Genomic DNA, 17,496 nt, shown 5'->3' with positions numbered 1-17,496 from the left:
CGGCAACCCTACCAAGCGAATTACGGCTTGCCGGAGACTTGCAAACCATAAAAGCAGACAGTATCTACGTGCGTTAATATTTTTCATGATAAAATGCTGCATAACCTTCTTTATATTCACAGTTAGGGCATAAATTTGCTTCTTCATTGAATCCACAAGAAGAGTAAATATATGCTTCACGGCAATGCTTGCAATCATGAACTTTCTCTTCGTATCCGCAAACCAAACACTTTTCGTGTTCAACATCAAATGTGTCGTTGTGGCAAAATGTACAACCTATGACATATATGTCATTTTCAAATATATTGTCACTTGCGGTTTTGCGAATATTTTCATAGAACTGCGTGTACTCTGATAGGGTCGACCATTTCCTATCTTTAAAGAAGATTGGTTTCCAATCTAAATTCAAATGTTTATCTGAAAAGTGAAAAACAAATGATAATGCTTGGCCAACTAAAACTGTGGCATCTTTATCTGTAATTGAAAACTCATAGTGTTCTATTTCATTTCTTTTTTCTCTTGCGGAGGTTATGGCTCCTATTTCTTCTTTGGAGAAGGTGATATTACCTATATTCTGTAATCGTTTTAATGTTTTTTCAGCGCCAACCGTAAAGGCATCCTTAGATGGATATTTATCGATATTGTCATACACAAACGCCGGATGAATTTGTCTCAGCTTTTCTTTTAATAACAATTCTATCGCATGAGCAATGTCGATAATTATTCTTTTCCAATCACCAGTTTGATTGCTTTGTATTGGCTTTATATGAGCTAAAGCATGCTCTAGCGAGTCACGAGCATTTTCTATGAGATTGAATTTATGCATAGGAACGAGGCCTAACATTGGAAATTAGCACGTAGGTGCGATTAGCGCAGCGTAATCGCACGCATGAATTAAATCAGCACGTAGGTTGTGCTGAATAAAATGAAGCCCAACGTTTACCGCGTTTAAGTTAAATGCCATTGTCGAGTCGTAATATTTGGTTTAACCAGCAGCATTGTTAATTGATAAAAGCCGTTAGCTGCTCGGTAAACGTTGGGCTGCGCACGCTCAGCCCAACCTACGTGCTTATCCATATAGGTGATAGACGATTAACAAAAACCAGATAGGCGTGATGAGGATAATCGTCAATCGATATTTCAGGCCTGGTGCATGCAGATGATCAGGCACAAATAACCAGGCATTGGAAAAAATGGTGCCATGATGTTCATTTTTAATATTGGCCACCACTCCAAACCAGCATCCAAGTGTAATAATCGAAAAAGTAAGCCAGGTTAACAGCCATAGCATGTTTATCAATCACCTTATCTTGCACAGCACAACGTTTACCGTGTTTAAGTTAAATATCATGCTCGAGCACGCAGGTTGGGCTGAATAAAATGAAGCCCAAGGTTTACCGCGTTTAAGTTAAATGCCATTGTCGAGTCGTAATATTTGGTTTAACCAGCAGCATTGTTAATTTATAAAAGCCGTTAGCGGCTCGGTAAACGATGGGCTTCGCACGCTCAGCCCAACCTACGTGCTAAATCGGAAAAAATAATCAAAAAATGTTTTTCTTTGCAATTAACATACGTGCGATTACGCTTCGCTAATCGCACCTACGGACCTCACAGCGAATAGTCCTCAAATTTTACGAGTTGCCAACAAGTGGCGGTTTTTTCAAAGCGAAACGCAAATGAATAGTCTGTATCCGGTTTTGTGAACTGCACCAAAAATCGCCCCGGCTTTGATGTCACCACTTTTGTGAATGGCGTCGAGGCCTGCTTTGTCCTGCTTGGGTAATTAACTCGCGAATACTTGGAATCGGATGCGCTGTGGATTTTGTATGTGACCGTCTTTGGTTCCGGCTCAGCGGAGCCATCAATATATGTGGCCGCAAGCGGGAAACGGGTGTTCTGTCTTTGAAACTCTTGTTCGTTTTCGAATTTCAGTAGGAACGAATTAAAGTCAGAAGTGCAAGGTTCTGCCGCTAATACAATAGATGGCAGAATTGATAGGACAATGAACGATGCAATCAATCTACGCATAGAACCTCTAACACTTTAGTTATGGGGCGCGCGGCTTTTATGCACGTCCCAGTGAGCGAAGCGAACGACATAAACTATTGGTTATGGCCAAATTAATGTAATTGGTTTTTTAATTCTTGTGATTCTTTGAGGCATTTTTGTAGTTCCTGTATGAAAGATTCAACCTCGTGATCAGTCAAGTCAAGCGGATCCCCGTGTGAACCAACTGCTATTACACATATAGCTGAACCATCAAACCAGGCATCTAATCTTTCTTTTGTTTGTAAATTTGAACTCATGATGTTTCGTCTCATAACGGTTTAAATGCAGGCACTAAGCAATGCTGAGTAGGCAGCATTAAAAGCGACATATTTTTTGAAATACTCACAACGCACCTGCATTTTTCGCTCTTTCTATAAGGATTGTTATCCACGGATTATCAGTCCTTATGAGACATTCTTTAATTGGCCAATGCGGTGCCGTTTCAACTAAGTGTAAAATAGACCAAGCGATACCAAAGAATTCATCAAAACCAAAGATAGATACTATTGCTTTGGCCTCATCATCGGTGATAGGGCCATCAATCGAACTAACGATTAACTCAATAAACTTCACCTCTTCAACGCTAGCAACATCTTCTGCGGGAAGAACACCTATAGAAACAAGATTTTTTATTTGTTCACGCATGTCTTATTGTTGCCATAACGATCCTTTTTAAGCGGCAAAATGACGCCTATCAGGCACATGGTCTCGCTAGGGTTACCAGGTGCCGACCTCGGTAAAAGCCATGGCTACCGCCCCTGACTTGCGGCTGTCACAGTGCCGATGGGCGGATAGTGGCGCAGCCTGTCAGCGCCAACAGGCACCTTGCGCTTTTTGAGTCCCTAGGCTAGCGCAAACGTTTCGCCGACAAAATAGCTCCGATTGAGAAAGATCGCTGCGCAGGGCGTTTTTATTCAGTAACGAGACATGGGCCATGGCCTGAGCCGCGGCGCCGACTGCCATGTTGAGGCTGGCGTTTGAGGTTGATGCAGGCAAGCCATCAGCAGCCCCGCAGGCTGAGCCACTGCAGGCACACATTCTGGCAATGGCCGCCGAGGTCATCGGGGGAAAGCCGGGCGGGAGACAAAACCGCCGCCGTTGTCTCGGCAGCAGAAGAGGCGCCTACGGGCCTGGCAGACCCGTAGGTTGAGCTACTGCGCAATCACTCTCGCAGCGGCAGGGGATCACACTGGCGGCCGCAGCGGACCGCGCAGGCTTAGCAGCAGTCCCAGTTGTACCAGACGCGGGAGAAGTCGCCGGCGGCGAGGCGCTCGGGCTGGATAAAGAAGTTACCGACGCCGCAGTCGCCCCACATGATCCAGACGTCGTCGTCTTCGTCGTGGGTGTCCATCTGGAACAACAGCTGCCACTGCTCGTTCGACAGCTCGTAGCTGCGCGGATCTTCCTGGGTGAAATAGGCATAGCCGCCCAGCTTGCTGCCGGTGCCGATACCGAGATCGAACAGGTTGTCGATCAGGCTGTCGTCGATCTCGTCAATCTTGCGGGCAATGGCCTCGAAGCGCACATCGCTCGGCGCCGGCAGATCGTTGACCAGCGCAAAGCTCAGGCTGTACTCCTGCTGCAGCGGCAGCTGGCACAGGCCATCCGGCTGCGGGATCGCCGCGGCATCCAGCGCCGGGAGATCACAGTGCGGGTGATAGACCACGCGATAACCATCGGGCTGGGCCAGCACCTGATCCAGCGAACGGTCGAAATCCATGCCGTAGGTGTCATCGTTGGCGATAAAAAACTGCAGCAGCCCCTGGCGCGGCCAGAGTGGCAACGCCGGCAGCTCGGCCAGATTGAACTGCGCCAGCAGGCACAGCGGCGCACCGGCCGCGGTGTGCGGGTAGTCCATGCCCTGGGGCCACCACGCCAGGCCGCCAAACTTGCTGCTGGTCGCACTCGCCGCTGCGGCGGCATGGGGGGTGAGCTGAATGGCCGGCAGGCCATGGGCCGCCAGCTTGGTCAATACGGTCTGCATATCGTCTTGCATCGGGATCTCTCCTCCATACGGCGCCGTGTGCCTGCGCAGTCACGGCGTTGTTACGGGTGCATTACTGGCGGCACTCGCCTTCCCACTCACCGAGCATGTCATAACGCACCAGGGCATCATCGCCCATCTCTTGATGATAGGCCGCGACCTTGGCATCGACACAGGCTTGTTGCGCGGCGCTCAGGGGTACTTCGGCCTCGGCGGCCTCCGCCGCTGCCGCGTCGGGCTGGGATTCGGCTTCAGGGGCAGGTGCGGGAGCGACGTCCGGTGCCGGGGCTGCCGGCCGCGGCACTGTGACGCCCACCGACATCATGAACACGCGAATGTCATCCAGCGCGAGACTGACTTCAGCCATCTCCTTGTCCTGCAACCAGTCGAGATCGTATTCAATTTCGTGCTGGAACGGGCGGCCATAGTAGGTGAAGCTCAGATCGGCGGCGCAGCTCTTCTGTCCCAGGCTGTCATCGGCAGAGCGGGTCTTGATGTTCTCGACCGTCAGCGCGTCGAGGCCGGGTTTCATCTCGCGATACCACTGCGAGGCGGACAGATGCTGGTCGAGGATATCGAGCACCGTCTGTTTGTTGTCGTCGTCGTTGCAGTCGAGGTCCATGGCATCGCTGCAGCCTTGCAGCATAATTACGCAGCCTAACAGGCTTGCGGCAGATAAAAAACGCATCGAACTCCCTTCCTTCTATGCAAATCGGCCGCTGAACCCGTCAAGCCGCCTTCGGCCAACACGTTACCGTAAAGCCGGCAGCGAAAACAGGCGCCAGACGAGGAAATGGCTATAAATTCAAGTTTTTATTCGGATTTTGTTCCTGCAGGCGATGCTGCTGCAAGGCGGCCTGCAACCAGGCGCCAGCGGGCCCCAACGGCCGGGCACTGTGCCACAGCAGCTCGATCGGCAAGGCAGAGCTGGGGGGCAACGCCTGCTCCGGCAGGCAGATCACCTCACCGCGTGCCAGCGGCTCGGCCAGCAAAAACAGCGGCACCGCGCCCCAGCCCAGCCCCTGTTTTACCAGCTCCAGCACCGCCAGATCCCCTTCCGCCCACCAGATGTCCGACGACAGGCGGAAGCGCTCGCGCTCGCCCCCCGCCTGACGGCCGGTCGCCATCAGCTGGCGTTCGGCCTGCAGATCCGCTCGCGTCGGTTGCCACTTCTGCGCCAGAGGGTGGTGCGGCGCCACCACAATCGGCATCTCGACCAGCCCCAGGCCGAACCGCGACAGGGCCTGCGGCGTGGTTAATCCCTGATAGCCGATTCCCAGCTGGGCCCGCCCGGTCAGCAGCATGTCGCTCAGATCCTCCATCATCGGAAACAGCAGCTCCAGCTCCAGATGCGGACAGACCTGCGCAAACTGCACCAGCACCGGACTGAACCAGGGCAGCAGGGCGTCATCGTCGATAGCCAGCGTCAACCGGGCCTCGAAGCCATCGGCCAGCTCCGCCGCCAGCGCCAGCAGGTTGCTCTGCTGGGTTAACAGCAGCCGGGCCTCGGCCAGGATCCGTTCGCCGGCCACCGTCAGGCGCGGCAGCCGTCCGCGGCGGTCAAACAGCGTCAGCCCCAGATCGATCTCCAGGTGAGCGATGGCCGTGCTGACGGCGGACTGAGCCCTGCCCAGCTGCCGGGCGGCAGCAGAGAAGGAGCCGGTGTCCACCACGGTCACCAGCAGATGCAATGCCTCGAGAGAGAGTTTCATCTATCTGTTTTCCTGATAGGTACTAACTTGGTTCTATAACCATAACTATATAGATTGCGGCGCATCACGCCACCAGACGGGAGATTAGAATGAAGATGAAGATGCGCACTGGCGCCGATCGTTTACGCCATACGGTCGGATTTGAACTCTGTGGCATGTTGCTGTCAGTACCGCTGCTAAGCCTGGTCACCGGCCAGGGTGCCACCCACCTGGGGGCGCTGGCCATCGGGTTCGCGCTGCTGGCCGCCGGCTGGAACTACCTGTACAACCTCGGCGTCGATCACCTGATGCTGCGCGTGCTGGGCCGACTGGAGAAGCGGCTGGCGGAGCGCGTGCTGCATGCGCTGCTGTTCGAGGTCGGATTTTTGCTGATCGCCCTGCCGCTCACCGCCTGGTGGCTCGGGATCTCGTTGTGGCAGGCGCTGCTGCTGGATATCGGCATGGCGCTGTTTTATGTCGTGTATGCGTTTGTCTACAACCTGGCCTACGACCGTCTGTTCCCGCTGATGCCGGCCGGACGCCCGACGCGATGCTGAGGCCGCCCGCCAGCGGTGGCCAGGTGCCCGGAGTCTGCAATCGGTTGCCTCATCACAACCAGTTGAAAAGATTTGTAATATTTATGTGGTTCCAGTTGAGGTATGATGCCATCGGCTGCCGCCCCAGCCTGTTTCTGCGCGCCATGGGCGACCATAACAACGCATAACCACGGATGACATATCATGCATAACTGGAACAGTCTGCGCGTCAAAGTGAGCGCTGGTCTCATCATTCTTACGGTATTGATCCTGCTGAGCAGCGTCATCAACTACCGCGCCCTGACCACCTTGAGCACGAATTCAGAACAGATTTCGGGAATCCTGCTGCCGGCCGATCAGGCGGTACTCAACGGCGATCGCGATCTCTATCAGGCCATGCAGGCCGAACAGGAAGCCTTGCTGGTAACCGATCTCAGCCAGTTGCCGGCCATCAAGGCCGAGTTTGACGATAACGTGCAACAGGCACGGGATCGGATGCATCGCTTCTTGCAACTGATGGCCGGCTACCCCGAGGTCACGGCGCGCTTCAGTGCCTTTGATCAGCACTTCAGCGACTGGCTGGCGCCATCGAATGAGGTGTTTGCGCTGCTGGCGGCGGGCAAGCGAGAGGACGCTCATGCCCGGCACCAGGCGGCAGATGCGAAGTTTGCCACGCTGCGTGAACTCTATAACCTCGCCGGTGACCAGGCCGATAGCCTCGCTCAGACCCGGCATCAGCAGACGCTTGAACTCAGCAGCAGCCGCCAGCAGATGACGCTGGCCATCGCACTCTGCTCGCTGCTGATTGGCGTGGTGCTCAGTTACCTGAGCCCCAAGCTGATCGTCAACGCCGTGAATGCGGTGCGCCAGAAGATCGATGACATCAGCATGGGCGGCGGCGATCTGGTCAGCCGCTTGCCGATCACAAATCAGGATGAGCTGGGGCAGCTGTCACGCAGCGTCAATCGGCTGCTCGACCAACTGCAACGGCTGATCCAGGATGTGGTCAGCGATGTGCGCCTGCTGGAGAACAACACGGCAGGCATGGGCAAGACGGTCGCTCACGCCGAGGCTATCAGTGACCGCCAGCACCAGCATCTGAGCTCGTTGGTCACGGCCATCACCGAGATCAGCCATGCGGTGCAGGATATCTCGCAACATGCACAGAAGACCTCAGCCCAGAGCCAGGACGCCCAGAGTGCGGCCAATGAGGGCATGATGCTGCTCGACAAGAACATGGTACTCAGCCAGCAGCTGTCAGGCAGCGTTCAGCACACCGGGCAGATCGTGACGCAACTGGCCAATGAGTCCGAACGCATCACCTCGGTGCTGGATGTGATCCGCAGCATCGCCGAGCAGACCAACCTGCTGGCGCTGAATGCCGCCATCGAGGCTGCCCGCGCCGGTGAGCAGGGGCGTGGTTTCGCCGTGGTCGCCGACGAGGTGCGCACCCTGGCGGGCCGCACCCAGAACTCCACCGCCGATATCCAGACCATGATCAGCGCGCTCAAACAGCAGGTTGCCAGTGCCGTGGCGGCAATGGACAGCGGTTTCGAACAGATGCAAGCCTCGGTGGAGATGGCCGAGCAGATGCGGACGTCGTTCGCCTCGATCCAGTCCCTGGTCGCCGGGGTGCAAGACATGAACTTCCAGATTGCCTCGGCTACCGAGCAGCAGAGTCTGGTCATGAACGAAATCAACCAGAGTGTCAGCCAGCTCGACGAGTTGACGCGCGAGGCGCATCAGGTGTCAGAAGCGGTACAGGACAGCGCGCAGCAGATCGACCAGCTGGCCCACCAGCTGGAAGGGCGCATGGCACAGTTCCGCGTCTAAGCCTATTGCTGGACAGCGTCCCGGGGCGAGTCATCGCCCCGAGGGCGTTATCGCAGCCGGACGGCAAAGCCTCTGTGCCACTGACTGAAGAAAGCGCGGCACCATGTGCCCCGCGTGATGCGGACTGACACCATCACGTCACTGGCTGCGGTTCGGCCAGTTTTTCTACATCATTCATGCTCACCCGGTCGATGGCGAGCCTTGCAACGCCGTTTCGGGCGGGCTGTTCCCTCATCACTGTGTACAGCCTGCTGAACCCTCTCCTTGCCCCCTGCGGCATGTAACATCAATCTGATGATCTCGCAGCAGGGCGGATACGCTTCTGGCTCAGCACATCATCGACGTTGCACTGCCTCTTGGCGGCCGGACCACAGGCGATGTCATGACCGTCAATTCATTGATTACGTTATGAATACTATGGGTTAATTTTTAATTATTTATTTGGATAGCATGCATTTCACGTCTAGCTTTTAATGGTTGTCGGCGGAATAGTGAGCGTGGCAGAACCCGATGCGGTTGCCATATGTTGTTTATCCTGTCGCAGCCACAGGGCTATCCCGTTCTGGCCTGCAACCTGCAACACTTAACGAGCAACATCAATAGATGTATGACAGCCGATGAGAGCAAGGCGATTGCCGCGCATGTCCTCATCCCCAAGAGCACTGACTTTTAGGAACTGACGATGACCAACAAGATCCTTACTCTTAGCGTTCTGCTGTTTGCCGGTTATGCCAATGCATCCGTGCAAGATATCTTCTTCTCCTGCCCCAATGGCATGACGGTGCACCTGACCTCACAGGCTGCGGTTTACATCGATACCAAGCAGGTGAAGGTCAAGAAATACAACAACAACTATTTCGAAGTGACCAAGAATGGTGACACCATCTCCTTATCCCGTGATAGCGGATCCCAATTCTCTGCCTCTTATACCGGCAAGAATGGTGCGAACGGTGTCTGCAGCGTCACCCAGGCGCCGGCGAAGAATAATGACCCCTTCCCGTATGCCAGCAGCACAGCCAAAAACGCTCGTCCGGCCTGCATCGCGGCTGTTGCCAAACAGTTGGGAACAGGTCAGCAGGGGCTGGTCGTCACTGACATCATGGAATCAGAAGCGGCTACCGTGTTAATGGTTCAGGCTCCGCAAGCCGATGCGCCCTGGAAGTGCTTCACCGACCGCAAAGGCCATGTAACCGGCGTCGAGTACTCCGGCTCCGAGGGCTAACCCCAAACCGCATTCAGGGCGCTGGCAATCGAGACAGCCCAAGCGCCCTCAAGCCTGTCATCGCCATCCAGCATGCCGCTCAGGACCACGCATGATGATAGGGCAGCCTTCATCTTCTGAACCTGCGCTGCGACATGCTGCTTCATGGCCCCTGCCCCGCACACTCATTTTCCACAACCGCATCACCACGTGTTGCCAGCGCCGCCGCTTCACCACATCATAGCCCCCTCCTTTTAGCCTGGAAGATGTGAGAGCCATGAGTCTGTTCAAGCGCCTGAGAGGTCAGCCAAGCGAACCCAGCCAGGATCTGACCACTGCCCCCCAGATTCCTGCCACCCCGCCACAGACCAGAACGCGCAGTCATGACAGCAGGATCTCGCTGACGCCAGCATTGAGGGCGCGCTGCGAAGAGGCGCTGAGCCAGCGGCTGCAGCAAGCAGAACAGGCGCTGCAACAGCGCTGGCCACGCCCCGTGTTGCGTTTCAACCAGCGCGGCAAGTCCGCCGGCACCGCACATCTGCAGCGCTGGGAAATTCGTCTGAATGCGGTATTGCTGGCCGAGAATCAGGCCCTGTTCCTGCACGAAGTGATCGCCCACGAGCTGGCTCATCTGCTGGTGTTTGCCCGCCACGGCCGCACCCGCCCCCATGGCCCGGAGTGGCAGCGGCTGATGCGGCAGGTGTTTGGCTTGCCGGCACGGGTGACGCATGATTTGGACGTCAGTGCCGTCAGCGGCCCGCAGTTTGCGTACCGCTGCGGCTGTCGTGACCACCAGTTGAGCCTGCGTCGCCACAACAAGGTGCTCCGCCACCAGGCTCGCTATCTATGTCGGCATTGTGGCCACGCACTGACGGCCGTGACGACGGCCTCGTTGTAAGCCCGCCCGGCAACGGGTGTGGCACCCGGACGGATTGCGGCGCGATTAGGTGAATGAGGGGTGCGCCAGTGTGCCAGTTGCTCTCTCCACGTTCTGTTGCAAGCGGAAGTGACCCACCAGCCGTTGCAATCCGGCGGCATTTTCATCCAGCTGCGCCGCAGCAACGGCAGACTCGTGCGCACCGTGAGAGGCCTGCTGAATTACGCTGGTGATCTGATGCATGTTGCCGGCGATTTCATCCGTGACCATGGTCTGCTCCTCAACCGCGGTGGCAATCTGGCTGACCTGCAGTGAAACCGTGTTTACCAGCTCGAGGATCGCCTTGAGCGCATCACCTGACTGCGCGGCTTCATCACTACCGTGTTGGACCTGAGACACCCCCTGCTCCATCAAGGTCACCGCAGTCGCGGTTTCCTGCTGAATGGCGCCGATCATGTTGCTGATTTCGCCAGTTGCCTTGGCGGTGCGATTCGCCAGCACGCGCACCTCATCGGCCACAACGGCAAAACCGCGCCCTTGTTCTCCGGCTCGCGCCGCCTCAATTGCCGCATTGAGTGCCAGCAGATTGGTTTGCGCCGCAATCTGCTCTATGGTGCCGATGATGGTGCCAATCTGTTGCGAACGCTGCCCCAGTGCCGCCACGGCGGAAGCGGCCTCGCGCACTTTATCCGCCAGCAACTGCATGGCCCGGATCGAGGAGGCCACCACCTCGGCGCCCTGATTGGCGGTGTGATAAGCCTGTTGCGCGGAGTCGGCGGCCGTCTGGCAGCTGTGGGCGATGGCATTGGAGGTGGTCGTCATCTCTTCGCCTGCGGTCGCCACTGTCTGTGCCTGGCTCGACATCTCATCGGAACCTTGCGCTATGTTGTCTGCAATCGCCCTGAGCTGGGTCGCGGCACTCGCCACCTGACAGGCGTTGCCCGACATCTCGCCCAGCATGTGGCGCAATTGATGCGACATGCTTCGCATCGCGGCGAATAGATCGGCAATCTCATCGCGTCCTCGCACCTCGATCTCCATAGTCAGATCGCCTTTGGCCAGCTGATTTAGAAAAATCACGGCGGTGGATAAAGGATGCGTCACGGAGCGGGCAATCCACCAACCAAAGCCGATGGTGATGACTATCGCCAGCAGCAATACCGTTACAAACAGGGTGTGCAGTTGATTGTAGCGACGCTCGCCCTGTTCATACTCATGTTGTGCCACGTCCAACTGGATTTCGACCAGGCGGTGCAATGCGGCTGACATGGGTTCTATGCTCTGATACAGCTGGTTAAGCACAAAATCATGCAGGGCGGCGGCATCCTGGCGCTGAATGATTGCCTGCAGCGTGTCGAGGGTCCGATCAGCTACCGCCATGACGGGGTGGATAACCGCCACTTGCGCCCGCTCTGCGGCGACCAGTTCCGTGTGTTCATATGCGTTCCAGTGCTTGGCGATATCCTGCCGCGCGGCGGTTATCAGCGGCAAGGCCTGTGCCCAACTCATGTGTCCGTTATGCAGCTTATGGCTGATTGCAACCAGATCAACGGCATAGAGATCCGCTATCACCTTCAGATCTTTTAGCGGCAACACCCTGTCGTGATAGACGGTTTCCAGCGCTTCGTGACTTTGCCGACTGTCTTCCAGGCCTGACCAGCCGACAGCTACCAGTGCCAGGATAAGCACTCCCAGCAGGCCATACAGGCGTGGAGCAATCTTGATGGAGTTGAGCATAGGGACACCTTTTGATGTTTAGCAGCACTCGCCTCATGCAACAAAAGAGGCATTCAGATGAAATATAGCCACAAGAGGCACAGAAGGAGCTCGGGTGCGAACGGCACAACAAAAAAAGGACTCAAGAACGCCTTAATCTGGGTGGCCGATAGATTATTTCGATATATCCGAGGCGACATGTCGCAAAAAATGAATCAAGATTGTCTCTTTTTTGCGCGCCAGCTGCGTTAGTCTAGAAACGAATTTACCCATTCGAGTCACTATGCTGGACGCATAACCTGACAAGCGGAGGCCAAAGTGGCAACACAGCAACCATCCCCTGTACCCCGTTGTACCCTCTCCCTGCCCATTCTGGTGCCCAGCCTGATTGTGATCGGTCTGCTGCTGCTGACCTGTTCGCTGGCACCGGATGCGGCAGCCCGTTTCTTCGGCGCCGGCCAGAGCTGGATTGCCCAGCACTTCAGCTGGTTTTATGTGCTGGTCGTCGGCCTGTTCCTGATCCTGCTGCTGGTGCTTGCCTTCAGCACCTATGGCCGCATCCGCCTCGGTCCGGATGATGCTCGCCCCGAGTTCAGCTTTACCTCCTGGTTGGCGATGCTGTTTGCCGCCGGCATGGGCATCGGCTTGATGTATTTTGGTGTCGGCGAGCCGATGATGCATTTCCTCTCGCCCCCCCAAGCCAGCGCTGGCACGCCGGCCGCCGCCCGTGAGGCGATGGTCACCACCTTCTTCCACTGGGGCTTTCACGCCTGGGCCATCTACGCGATTGTCGGCCTGGTGCTGGCCTATTTTGGCTTCCGCTATAACCTGCCGCTGACCATTCGCTCCGGCCTGTACCCGATCTTCAAGGAGCGGATCCGAGGCCCCATCGGCCATGCGGTCGACATCTTCGCGCTGGTCGGTACCATCTTCGGTATCGCCACCACGCTGGGATATGGCGTGCTGCAGCTCTCGGCCGGGATCACCCGTCTGACCGGCATGGATACCGGTGGCGAGCTGTTCCGCTTCAGCCTGATCGGCGTGGTGATTGCTCTGGCCGCGATCTCCGCCGTCACCGGCCTGGACAAGGGCGTCCGCCGCCTCTCCGAACTGAACCTGCTGCTGGCCATCTCGTTACTGCTGTTTGTGCTGTTTGCCGGGCCGACGGAGTACATCCTCGGCGCGCTGTCGGAGAACATCGGCAACTATGTCTCGCAGCTGACCCAGCTGACGTTCCGCACCTTCACCTACACAGAGCCGAATCAGAGCGGCTGGTTTGGCAACTGGACGCTGTTGTACTGGGCCTGGTGGATCTCATGGTCGCCGTTCGTCGGGCTGTTTATCGCCCGCATCTCCCGCGGCCGCACCCTGCGAGAGTTCATCCTCGGCGTACTGTTCGTGCCCACCGCATTCAACCTGCTGTGGATGACGGTGTTTGGCAACAGTGCCATCTGGCTGTCGCTGCACGGTGGCGAACAGGCACTGGCGCAGAGCGCCAGCAATGTCGATGCCCTGCTGTTCAACTTCTTCGATCTGCTGCCCGCCTCCGGCATCACCTCGGCACTGGCGGTGATTCTGATCAGCGTCTTCTTCATTACCTCCGCCGACTCGGGTGCCTTTGTCATCGATAACATCGCCACTCAGGGGGCCGAACGCTCACCGGTATGGCAACGGCTGTTCTGGGCTGCGCTGCTCGGTCTGACCGCGGCGATCCTGATGGCCACCGGCGGCCTGGCAGCGCTGCAGTCGATGACGCTGATCGCCGCCTTGCCGTTTGCCGGCATCATGCTGCTGCTGTGCTACAGCCTGTGGCGTGGCTTGCAGGCGGATTTGGCGCATTCGACCCGACGGCTGTCTCCCGCTTCCGACTTCTGGAATGGCAAGCACTGGCGCCATCGTCTCGATCGCCTGGTGCGCCACACCGGGCCACGCGAAGCCGAACGCTTCATCACGCTGACCGCTCAGCCGGCGCTGCAAAGTGTCTGTGACGAGCTCAATGAACGCGGCCTGAACAGTCGGGTCGAACAGAATGACAACTGTCTGCTGGCATTGGTGGTACCACAGGAGGGGCGGCGCGATTTCTATTATGGCGTCCGCCTGGAGTCGCGGGCGGCACCGGCCTTCAATCCATTGGCGGCTGCCCACAGCGGCGATCAGGACAAGCGGCTGTGCGAGGTCATGACCTTCTTTGCCGATGGCCGCGCCGGCTATGACATCCAGTATCTGACGCGTGACGAGGTCAGTGCCGACGTGCTGCGTCAGTACGAGCGCTACCTGAGCCTGATTCAGAATGAGAGTGCCGAACTGCTCAACAGCGCCCCCGAACATACTCCGCTGCCGCCGCTCGAAGGTGAGAGTAGGCCGTCACCATGACCGTCAACGAAAAGGCCGGGTGACCCCGGCCTTTATCTTTGCTGTGCGTTGGCGCGTCACACCACCTGCTGACGCAGAATCGAAACCTCGGCATCGACCAGCGTGCCGGCACGCAGGCCAGCGACAATCTGCTCGCTGCTAAACCGGGCCTGGGGATACAGCACCACCAGACTGGTGTCGCCAGGTTGCAGGAAATGGTGCTCGCCAAACTCGGTATAGCGGGTCGCCCCTATGCTGATCAGCGCCTGCGACGGATACCCGCACAGCGCCAGGTAGCCGGCAATGTCTTCGGCGGGACCTTCATCTGGCTGTTCGTTCATCTTTTCGATGATCCAGTCGAGCAGTGTCTGATGGAAATAGCTGTAGTCGACGACGGCACTGTCAATGCCATAGGCGTATAGCTGGCCATCGCGCAGCAGAAAGCTGGCGATGCGGTAGCCGTCGAGCCGGCCACCGGGCTGCAGGTGGTCCAGAGGCAGCAGGCTGGCGGCAACGCCTTTGCTGTCGGCGCCCCAGTTCTTCTTCTCGCTGATCTTGCGCGCACCTTCGCGGCGGATAGAGCAGTCGTTGTAAGCCCCAAAGGCACGAGGCGTCAGCGCCGTGACCCTGTGCTCCGCATCATAGTGGATATCACACAGCAAGCCGACTTCCGGCTCGATCTGCAGATGATCCGCCCCTTGTGGATAACGAATGGTATCGTGACTCAGCGGATAGGTAGCGAGGAAATGATCACTCAATCCCGGCAGATAAAACGGGAAAATGGCCTTCGGTGCGACCGCATCTTTGACCTTGACGGCGACAAAATCCCGCGCCTCACCGGCCTGCTCCAGGTGGCCGGCAAAGTTGCCGGCCACACCCAATCCAATCACCTGCTGATACGCCATGACAACTCCTTGTTGGCCCGGAAAATGCGTTGCAATGGCCACCGAGTCTAGTCGCTGGCCATCCGGCGTCAAGGCATGTCCTCTTTTCTTCTGTTGGTTGAATGGTATCCTTGGCAACGCTGCCTGTTAATTCAGGCAGGTCGCCGTTTTTAGACAGGAGTTCATGTTGAGGTTAATCCCGTTCGCACTGGTACTGGTTTCGCTTGGCGCACATGCCGAGCCGCTGACGTTCGCCGAGGCGCAAAAGAAACTGTTTACCCTGTACTGGTCGAATCGCAACCAGACTACCTTCTACTGCGGCTGCCCGATTCGTTATCAAGCCAACAAGATGGTGCCCGCGCTGAAAAGCTGTGGCTACCAGGCACGGAAATCACCGGCCCGCGCGGCAAGGATCGTCTGGCAACACGTGATGCCGGCCGTTGATTTTGGCCGCCAGCGTCTGTGCTGGCAGGAGGGCGGACGAAATAGCTGCGCCAAGAATGACCCGGGCTTTGCGCAGATCGAAGGTGACATGCACAACCTGGTCCCCGTCATCGCCGAGATCGATCGCGACCGCGCCGACATGCCATTTGCCCTCTGGGATGGGCAATCGGGTCAATACGGGAAGTGCGATCTGGTTGTCGACTTCCAAGCCCGGCGGGTCCAGCCACCGGCTCGCAGCCGGGGCGCCATCGCGCGCGCCTACCTGTATATGGCCGAACGTTATCAGCTGAAGCTGCCATTGCCGCAACGCCAGTTGTTCGAGTCATGGAACAGCCAGTACCCGGTCAGCGAGTGGGAGTGCGATCGCGATGACTACATCGCCGATGTCCAGGGCAACCATAACCGGTTCATTCAACAACAATGTCATTAATATCGAGAGTCCAGCGCGGCATGTCTTACTCGAACAACGATCTCTTCTCGCCACGCCAGCTTCGATGGCTGGCGGCAACCCTGTGGCTGAGCCTGCCACTCTCAGCCCACGCAGCAGCGGCTTCCGCTGCGCAGCCACAAACCTTTGTCGCGGCCAAAAAGGCGCTGTTCAAGCTGTACCAGGCCAATCCTCAACAGACCACCTTCTATTGCGGCTGCCCGATCCGCTATCAGGGCAAGAAGATGGTTCCCGATCTCGAGCGTTGCGGCTACAAGGTGCGCAAGCAGGCCACGCGCGCGGCGCGAATCGAGTGGGAACACATCATGCCGGCCGCCGACTTCGGTCGTCAGCGCCTATGCTGGCAGGAGGGCGGGCGCAAGAGTTGCGTGAAGAATGATCCCGGCTTCGCGCAAATCGAAGGCGATATGCATAACCTGGTGCCGGCCATCGGCGAAGTCAACGGCGACCGTGGCGATCTGGGTTTCAGCGACTGGAACGCCGCAACCGGCATGTATGGCCAGTGCGAGATGGTCATCGACTTCAAGCGTCGCCAGGCCCAACCGCCGCAACGCAGCCGCGGTGCCATCGCCCGAGCCTACCTGTATATGGCCGAACGTCACCAGCTCCGGCTGTCCGATCAGCAGCGCAAGCTCTATAACGGCTGGAATCGGCAATATCCGGTCAGCCGCTGGGAGTGTGAGCGGGATGAGGCCATTGCCCGGCTACAGGGTAATCACAACCGTTTTGTCCAGGAGCAGTGTGACTGATGCGAGTGCCACGAATTTATGAACCCATGCCCCTTGCCGCCCATCAGACCCTGATGTTGAGTGACGATGGCGCCAACCATGTCGGCCGGGTACTGCGCATGCAGGCTGGCGATGCGCTGGTGCTGTTCGATGGCCGCGGCGGGCAATATCCGGCGACAATTCAGGAAGCCGGCAAGCGCCACGTCGCGGTGTTGCTGGGAGAACAGCAGCTCATCGAAGTCGAATCGCCGCTGGCCATCCATTTGGGACAGGTCATCAGCCGTGGTGACAAGATGGAGTTCACCATCCAAAAGTCTGTCGAACTCGGTGTCACCTGTATTACGCCACTGTTTTCCGAACGCTGTGGTGTCAAGCTGCAGGGCGAACGGCTGGACAAGAAGGTCGAGCAGTGGCAGAAAATTGCCATCAGCGCCTGCGAGCAATGCGGCCGCAACCGCATTCCCGAGATTCGTCCAGTGATGACCCTCGCGCAGTGGCTGGCCGAACCAACCACAGAATTGAAACTGAACTTGCACCCGCGGGCCCCGTTCAGCCTGACCACGCTGCCCCAACCGGATGCCGGCATTCGACTGCTGATTGGCCCGGAAGGCGGTCTGTCGAGCGAAGAGATCCAGCTCGCAGCCGAGCAGGGGTTCGTGGATATGCTACTGGGTCCCAGGGTACTGAGAACCGAAACGGCCGCCATGACGGCCATTACCGCACTGCAATGTCGTTTCGGCGACCTGATATAAG

18 protein-coding genes are annotated in these 17,496 nt (G+C 57.3%); 8 read left to right on the top strand and 10 right to left on the bottom strand.

Going from position 1 to position 17,496, the window contains the following annotated elements:
- Positions 1-73: 73 nt before the first annotated feature.
- The 8 genes from ACFOSS_RS02030 to ACFOSS_RS01995 form a co-directional block, all read right to left on the bottom strand.
- On the bottom strand, positions 74-826 hold the full coding sequence (locus ACFOSS_RS02030; protein WP_377150342.1) for a hypothetical protein: 753 nt from the start codon (positions 824-826) through the stop codon (positions 74-76).
- 243 nt (positions 827-1,069) lie between these two features.
- Positions 1,070-1,291 carry a hypothetical protein gene (locus ACFOSS_RS02025; RefSeq protein WP_377150341.1) on the bottom strand — a complete coding sequence of 74 codons (222 nt, stop codon included), beginning with the start codon at positions 1,289-1,291 and terminating at the stop codon, positions 1,070-1,072.
- Positions 1,292-1,608: 317 nt separating this feature from the next.
- Positions 1,609-2,028, bottom strand: coding sequence for a hypothetical protein (locus tag ACFOSS_RS02020; RefSeq protein WP_377150340.1), 420 nt, complete (start codon positions 2,026-2,028; stop codon positions 1,609-1,611).
- Positions 2,029-2,120: 92 nt separating this feature from the next.
- Complete coding sequence (locus ACFOSS_RS02015; protein ID WP_377150339.1) at positions 2,121-2,306, bottom strand: hypothetical protein; 186 nt, start codon at positions 2,304-2,306, stop codon at positions 2,121-2,123.
- An 85-nt stretch (positions 2,307-2,391) separates the two neighbouring features.
- The gene (locus tag ACFOSS_RS02010; RefSeq protein ID WP_377150338.1) at positions 2,392-2,694 is read right to left on the bottom strand and encodes a hypothetical protein; all 303 of its coding nucleotides are present in this window, start codon (positions 2,692-2,694) and stop codon (positions 2,392-2,394) included.
- 571 nt (positions 2,695-3,265) lie between these two features.
- Positions 3,266-4,045 carry a YwqG family protein gene (locus ACFOSS_RS02005; RefSeq protein WP_377150337.1) on the bottom strand — a complete coding sequence of 260 codons (780 nt, stop codon included), beginning with the start codon at positions 4,043-4,045 and terminating at the stop codon, positions 3,266-3,268.
- Positions 4,046-4,106: 61 nt separating this feature from the next.
- On the bottom strand, positions 4,107-4,721 hold the full coding sequence (locus tag ACFOSS_RS02000; protein ID WP_377150336.1) for a hypothetical protein: 615 nt from the start codon (positions 4,719-4,721) through the stop codon (positions 4,107-4,109).
- A gap of 109 nt (positions 4,722-4,830) precedes the next feature.
- The gene (locus ACFOSS_RS01995) at positions 4,831-5,745 is read right to left on the bottom strand and encodes a LysR family transcriptional regulator (RefSeq protein ID WP_377150334.1); all 915 of its coding nucleotides are present in this window, start codon (positions 5,743-5,745) and stop codon (positions 4,831-4,833) included.
- An 89-nt stretch (positions 5,746-5,834) separates the two neighbouring features.
- Here ACFOSS_RS01995 and ACFOSS_RS01990 point away from each other — a divergent pair, with 89 nt between their 5' ends.
- The 4 genes from ACFOSS_RS01990 to ACFOSS_RS01975 all read left to right on the top strand — a co-directional run bounded on the left by ACFOSS_RS01990 (position 5,835) and on the right by ACFOSS_RS01975 (position 10,192).
- Positions 5,835-6,281 (top strand): PACE efflux transporter, encoded by a 447-nt coding sequence (locus tag ACFOSS_RS01990; protein ID WP_377150333.1) that lies wholly within the window; start codon positions 5,835-5,837, stop codon positions 6,279-6,281.
- 183 nt (positions 6,282-6,464) lie between these two features.
- Positions 6,465-8,093: a methyl-accepting chemotaxis protein gene (locus ACFOSS_RS01985; protein ID WP_377150332.1), complete on the top strand. Its 1,629-nt coding sequence runs from the start codon at positions 6,465-6,467 to the stop codon at positions 8,091-8,093.
- A gap of 682 nt (positions 8,094-8,775) precedes the next feature.
- Positions 8,776-9,315 carry a hypothetical protein gene (locus ACFOSS_RS01980; RefSeq protein WP_377150331.1) on the top strand — a complete coding sequence of 180 codons (540 nt, stop codon included), beginning with the start codon at positions 8,776-8,778 and terminating at the stop codon, positions 9,313-9,315.
- Positions 9,316-9,571: 256 nt separating this feature from the next.
- On the top strand, positions 9,572-10,192 hold the full coding sequence (locus ACFOSS_RS01975) for a SprT family zinc-dependent metalloprotease (protein WP_377150330.1): 621 nt from the start codon (positions 9,572-9,574) through the stop codon (positions 10,190-10,192).
- A 45-nt stretch (positions 10,193-10,237) separates the two neighbouring features.
- Here the strand turns inward: ACFOSS_RS01975 and ACFOSS_RS01970 are convergent, their stop codons facing one another.
- Positions 10,238-11,908 carry a methyl-accepting chemotaxis protein gene (locus ACFOSS_RS01970; protein ID WP_377150329.1) on the bottom strand — a complete coding sequence of 557 codons (1,671 nt, stop codon included), beginning with the start codon at positions 11,906-11,908 and terminating at the stop codon, positions 10,238-10,240.
- Between the two features lie 297 nt (positions 11,909-12,205).
- On the opposite strand from ACFOSS_RS01970, the gene ACFOSS_RS01965 reads away from it, so the two are divergent.
- Entirely contained in the window at positions 12,206-14,260 is a 2,055-nt protein-coding gene (locus ACFOSS_RS01965) for a BCCT family transporter (protein ID WP_377150328.1), read from the top strand.
- Positions 14,261-14,316: 56 nt separating this feature from the next.
- On the opposite strand, the gene ACFOSS_RS01960 is transcribed toward ACFOSS_RS01965, so the two are convergent.
- The gene (locus tag ACFOSS_RS01960) at positions 14,317-15,144 is read right to left on the bottom strand and encodes a DUF5718 family protein (RefSeq protein WP_377150327.1); all 828 of its coding nucleotides are present in this window, start codon (positions 15,142-15,144) and stop codon (positions 14,317-14,319) included.
- A 163-nt stretch (positions 15,145-15,307) separates the two neighbouring features.
- Between ACFOSS_RS01960 and ACFOSS_RS01955 the strand changes: the two genes are divergently transcribed.
- From ACFOSS_RS01955 to rsmE, 3 genes are read left to right on the top strand one after another with little or no spacing between them, the layout of a single operon-like run.
- Positions 15,308-15,997, top strand: a complete 690-nt coding sequence (locus ACFOSS_RS01955; protein WP_377150326.1) for an endonuclease — start codon at positions 15,308-15,310, stop codon at positions 15,995-15,997.
- 20 nt (positions 15,998-16,017) lie between these two features.
- Positions 16,018-16,764 (top strand): endonuclease, encoded by a 747-nt coding sequence (locus tag ACFOSS_RS01950; protein ID WP_377150325.1) that lies wholly within the window; start codon positions 16,018-16,020, stop codon positions 16,762-16,764.
- The gene (rsmE, locus tag ACFOSS_RS01945; protein WP_377150324.1) at positions 16,764-17,495 is read left to right on the top strand and encodes a 16S rRNA (uracil(1498)-N(3))-methyltransferase; all 732 of its coding nucleotides are present in this window, start codon (positions 16,764-16,766) and stop codon (positions 17,493-17,495) included. Before ACFOSS_RS01950 ends, rsmE begins: the two co-directional genes overlap by 1 nt.
- The last annotated feature ends 1 nt before the right edge of the window (position 17,496 follow it).

This window comes from Pseudaeromonas sharmana (genome assembly GCF_042649925.1).
Lineage (GTDB): Bacteria > Pseudomonadota > Gammaproteobacteria > Enterobacterales > Aeromonadaceae > Pseudaeromonas > Pseudaeromonas sharmana.
This window is presented reverse-complemented; position numbering and strand designations above follow the sequence as displayed.

Bases quoted from the DNA above. Each gene is read 5' to 3' on its own strand.
- ACFOSS_RS01975 (WP_377150330.1), top strand. From the start codon at position 9,572: ATGAGTCTGTTCAAGCGCCTGAGAGGTCAGCCAAGCGAACCCAGCCAG.
- ACFOSS_RS02030 (WP_377150342.1), bottom strand. From the start codon at position 826: ATGCATAAATTCAATCTCATAGAAAATGCTCGTGACTCGCTAGAGCAT.
- ACFOSS_RS01950 (WP_377150325.1), top strand. From the start codon at position 16,018: ATGTCTTACTCGAACAACGATCTCTTCTCGCCACGCCAGCTTCGATGG.
- ACFOSS_RS02000 (WP_377150336.1), bottom strand. From the start codon at position 4,721: ATGCGTTTTTTATCTGCCGCAAGCCTGTTAGGCTGCGTAATTATGCTG.
- ACFOSS_RS01990 (WP_377150333.1), top strand. From the start codon at position 5,835: ATGAAGATGAAGATGCGCACTGGCGCCGATCGTTTACGCCATACGGTC.
- ACFOSS_RS01995 (WP_377150334.1), bottom strand. From the start codon at position 5,745: ATGAAACTCTCTCTCGAGGCATTGCATCTGCTGGTGACCGTGGTGGAC.
- ACFOSS_RS01985 (WP_377150332.1), top strand. From the start codon at position 6,465: ATGCATAACTGGAACAGTCTGCGCGTCAAAGTGAGCGCTGGTCTCATC.
- ACFOSS_RS01980 (WP_377150331.1), top strand. From the start codon at position 8,776: ATGACCAACAAGATCCTTACTCTTAGCGTTCTGCTGTTTGCCGGTTAT.
- ACFOSS_RS02005 (WP_377150337.1), bottom strand. From the start codon at position 4,045: ATGCAAGACGATATGCAGACCGTATTGACCAAGCTGGCGGCCCATGGC.
- ACFOSS_RS02010 (WP_377150338.1), bottom strand. From the start codon at position 2,694: ATGCGTGAACAAATAAAAAATCTTGTTTCTATAGGTGTTCTTCCCGCA.
- ACFOSS_RS01955 (WP_377150326.1), top strand. From the start codon at position 15,308: ATGTTGAGGTTAATCCCGTTCGCACTGGTACTGGTTTCGCTTGGCGCA.
- ACFOSS_RS01970 (WP_377150329.1), bottom strand. From the start codon at position 11,908: ATGCTCAACTCCATCAAGATTGCTCCACGCCTGTATGGCCTGCTGGGA.
- ACFOSS_RS02020 (WP_377150340.1), bottom strand. From the start codon at position 2,028: ATGCGTAGATTGATTGCATCGTTCATTGTCCTATCAATTCTGCCATCT.
- rsmE (WP_377150324.1), top strand. From the start codon at position 16,764: ATGCGAGTGCCACGAATTTATGAACCCATGCCCCTTGCCGCCCATCAG.
- ACFOSS_RS02025 (WP_377150341.1), bottom strand. From the start codon at position 1,291: ATGCTATGGCTGTTAACCTGGCTTACTTTTTCGATTATTACACTTGGA.
- ACFOSS_RS02015 (WP_377150339.1), bottom strand. From the start codon at position 2,306: ATGAGTTCAAATTTACAAACAAAAGAAAGATTAGATGCCTGGTTTGAT.
- ACFOSS_RS01960 (WP_377150327.1), bottom strand. From the start codon at position 15,144: ATGGCGTATCAGCAGGTGATTGGATTGGGTGTGGCCGGCAACTTTGCC.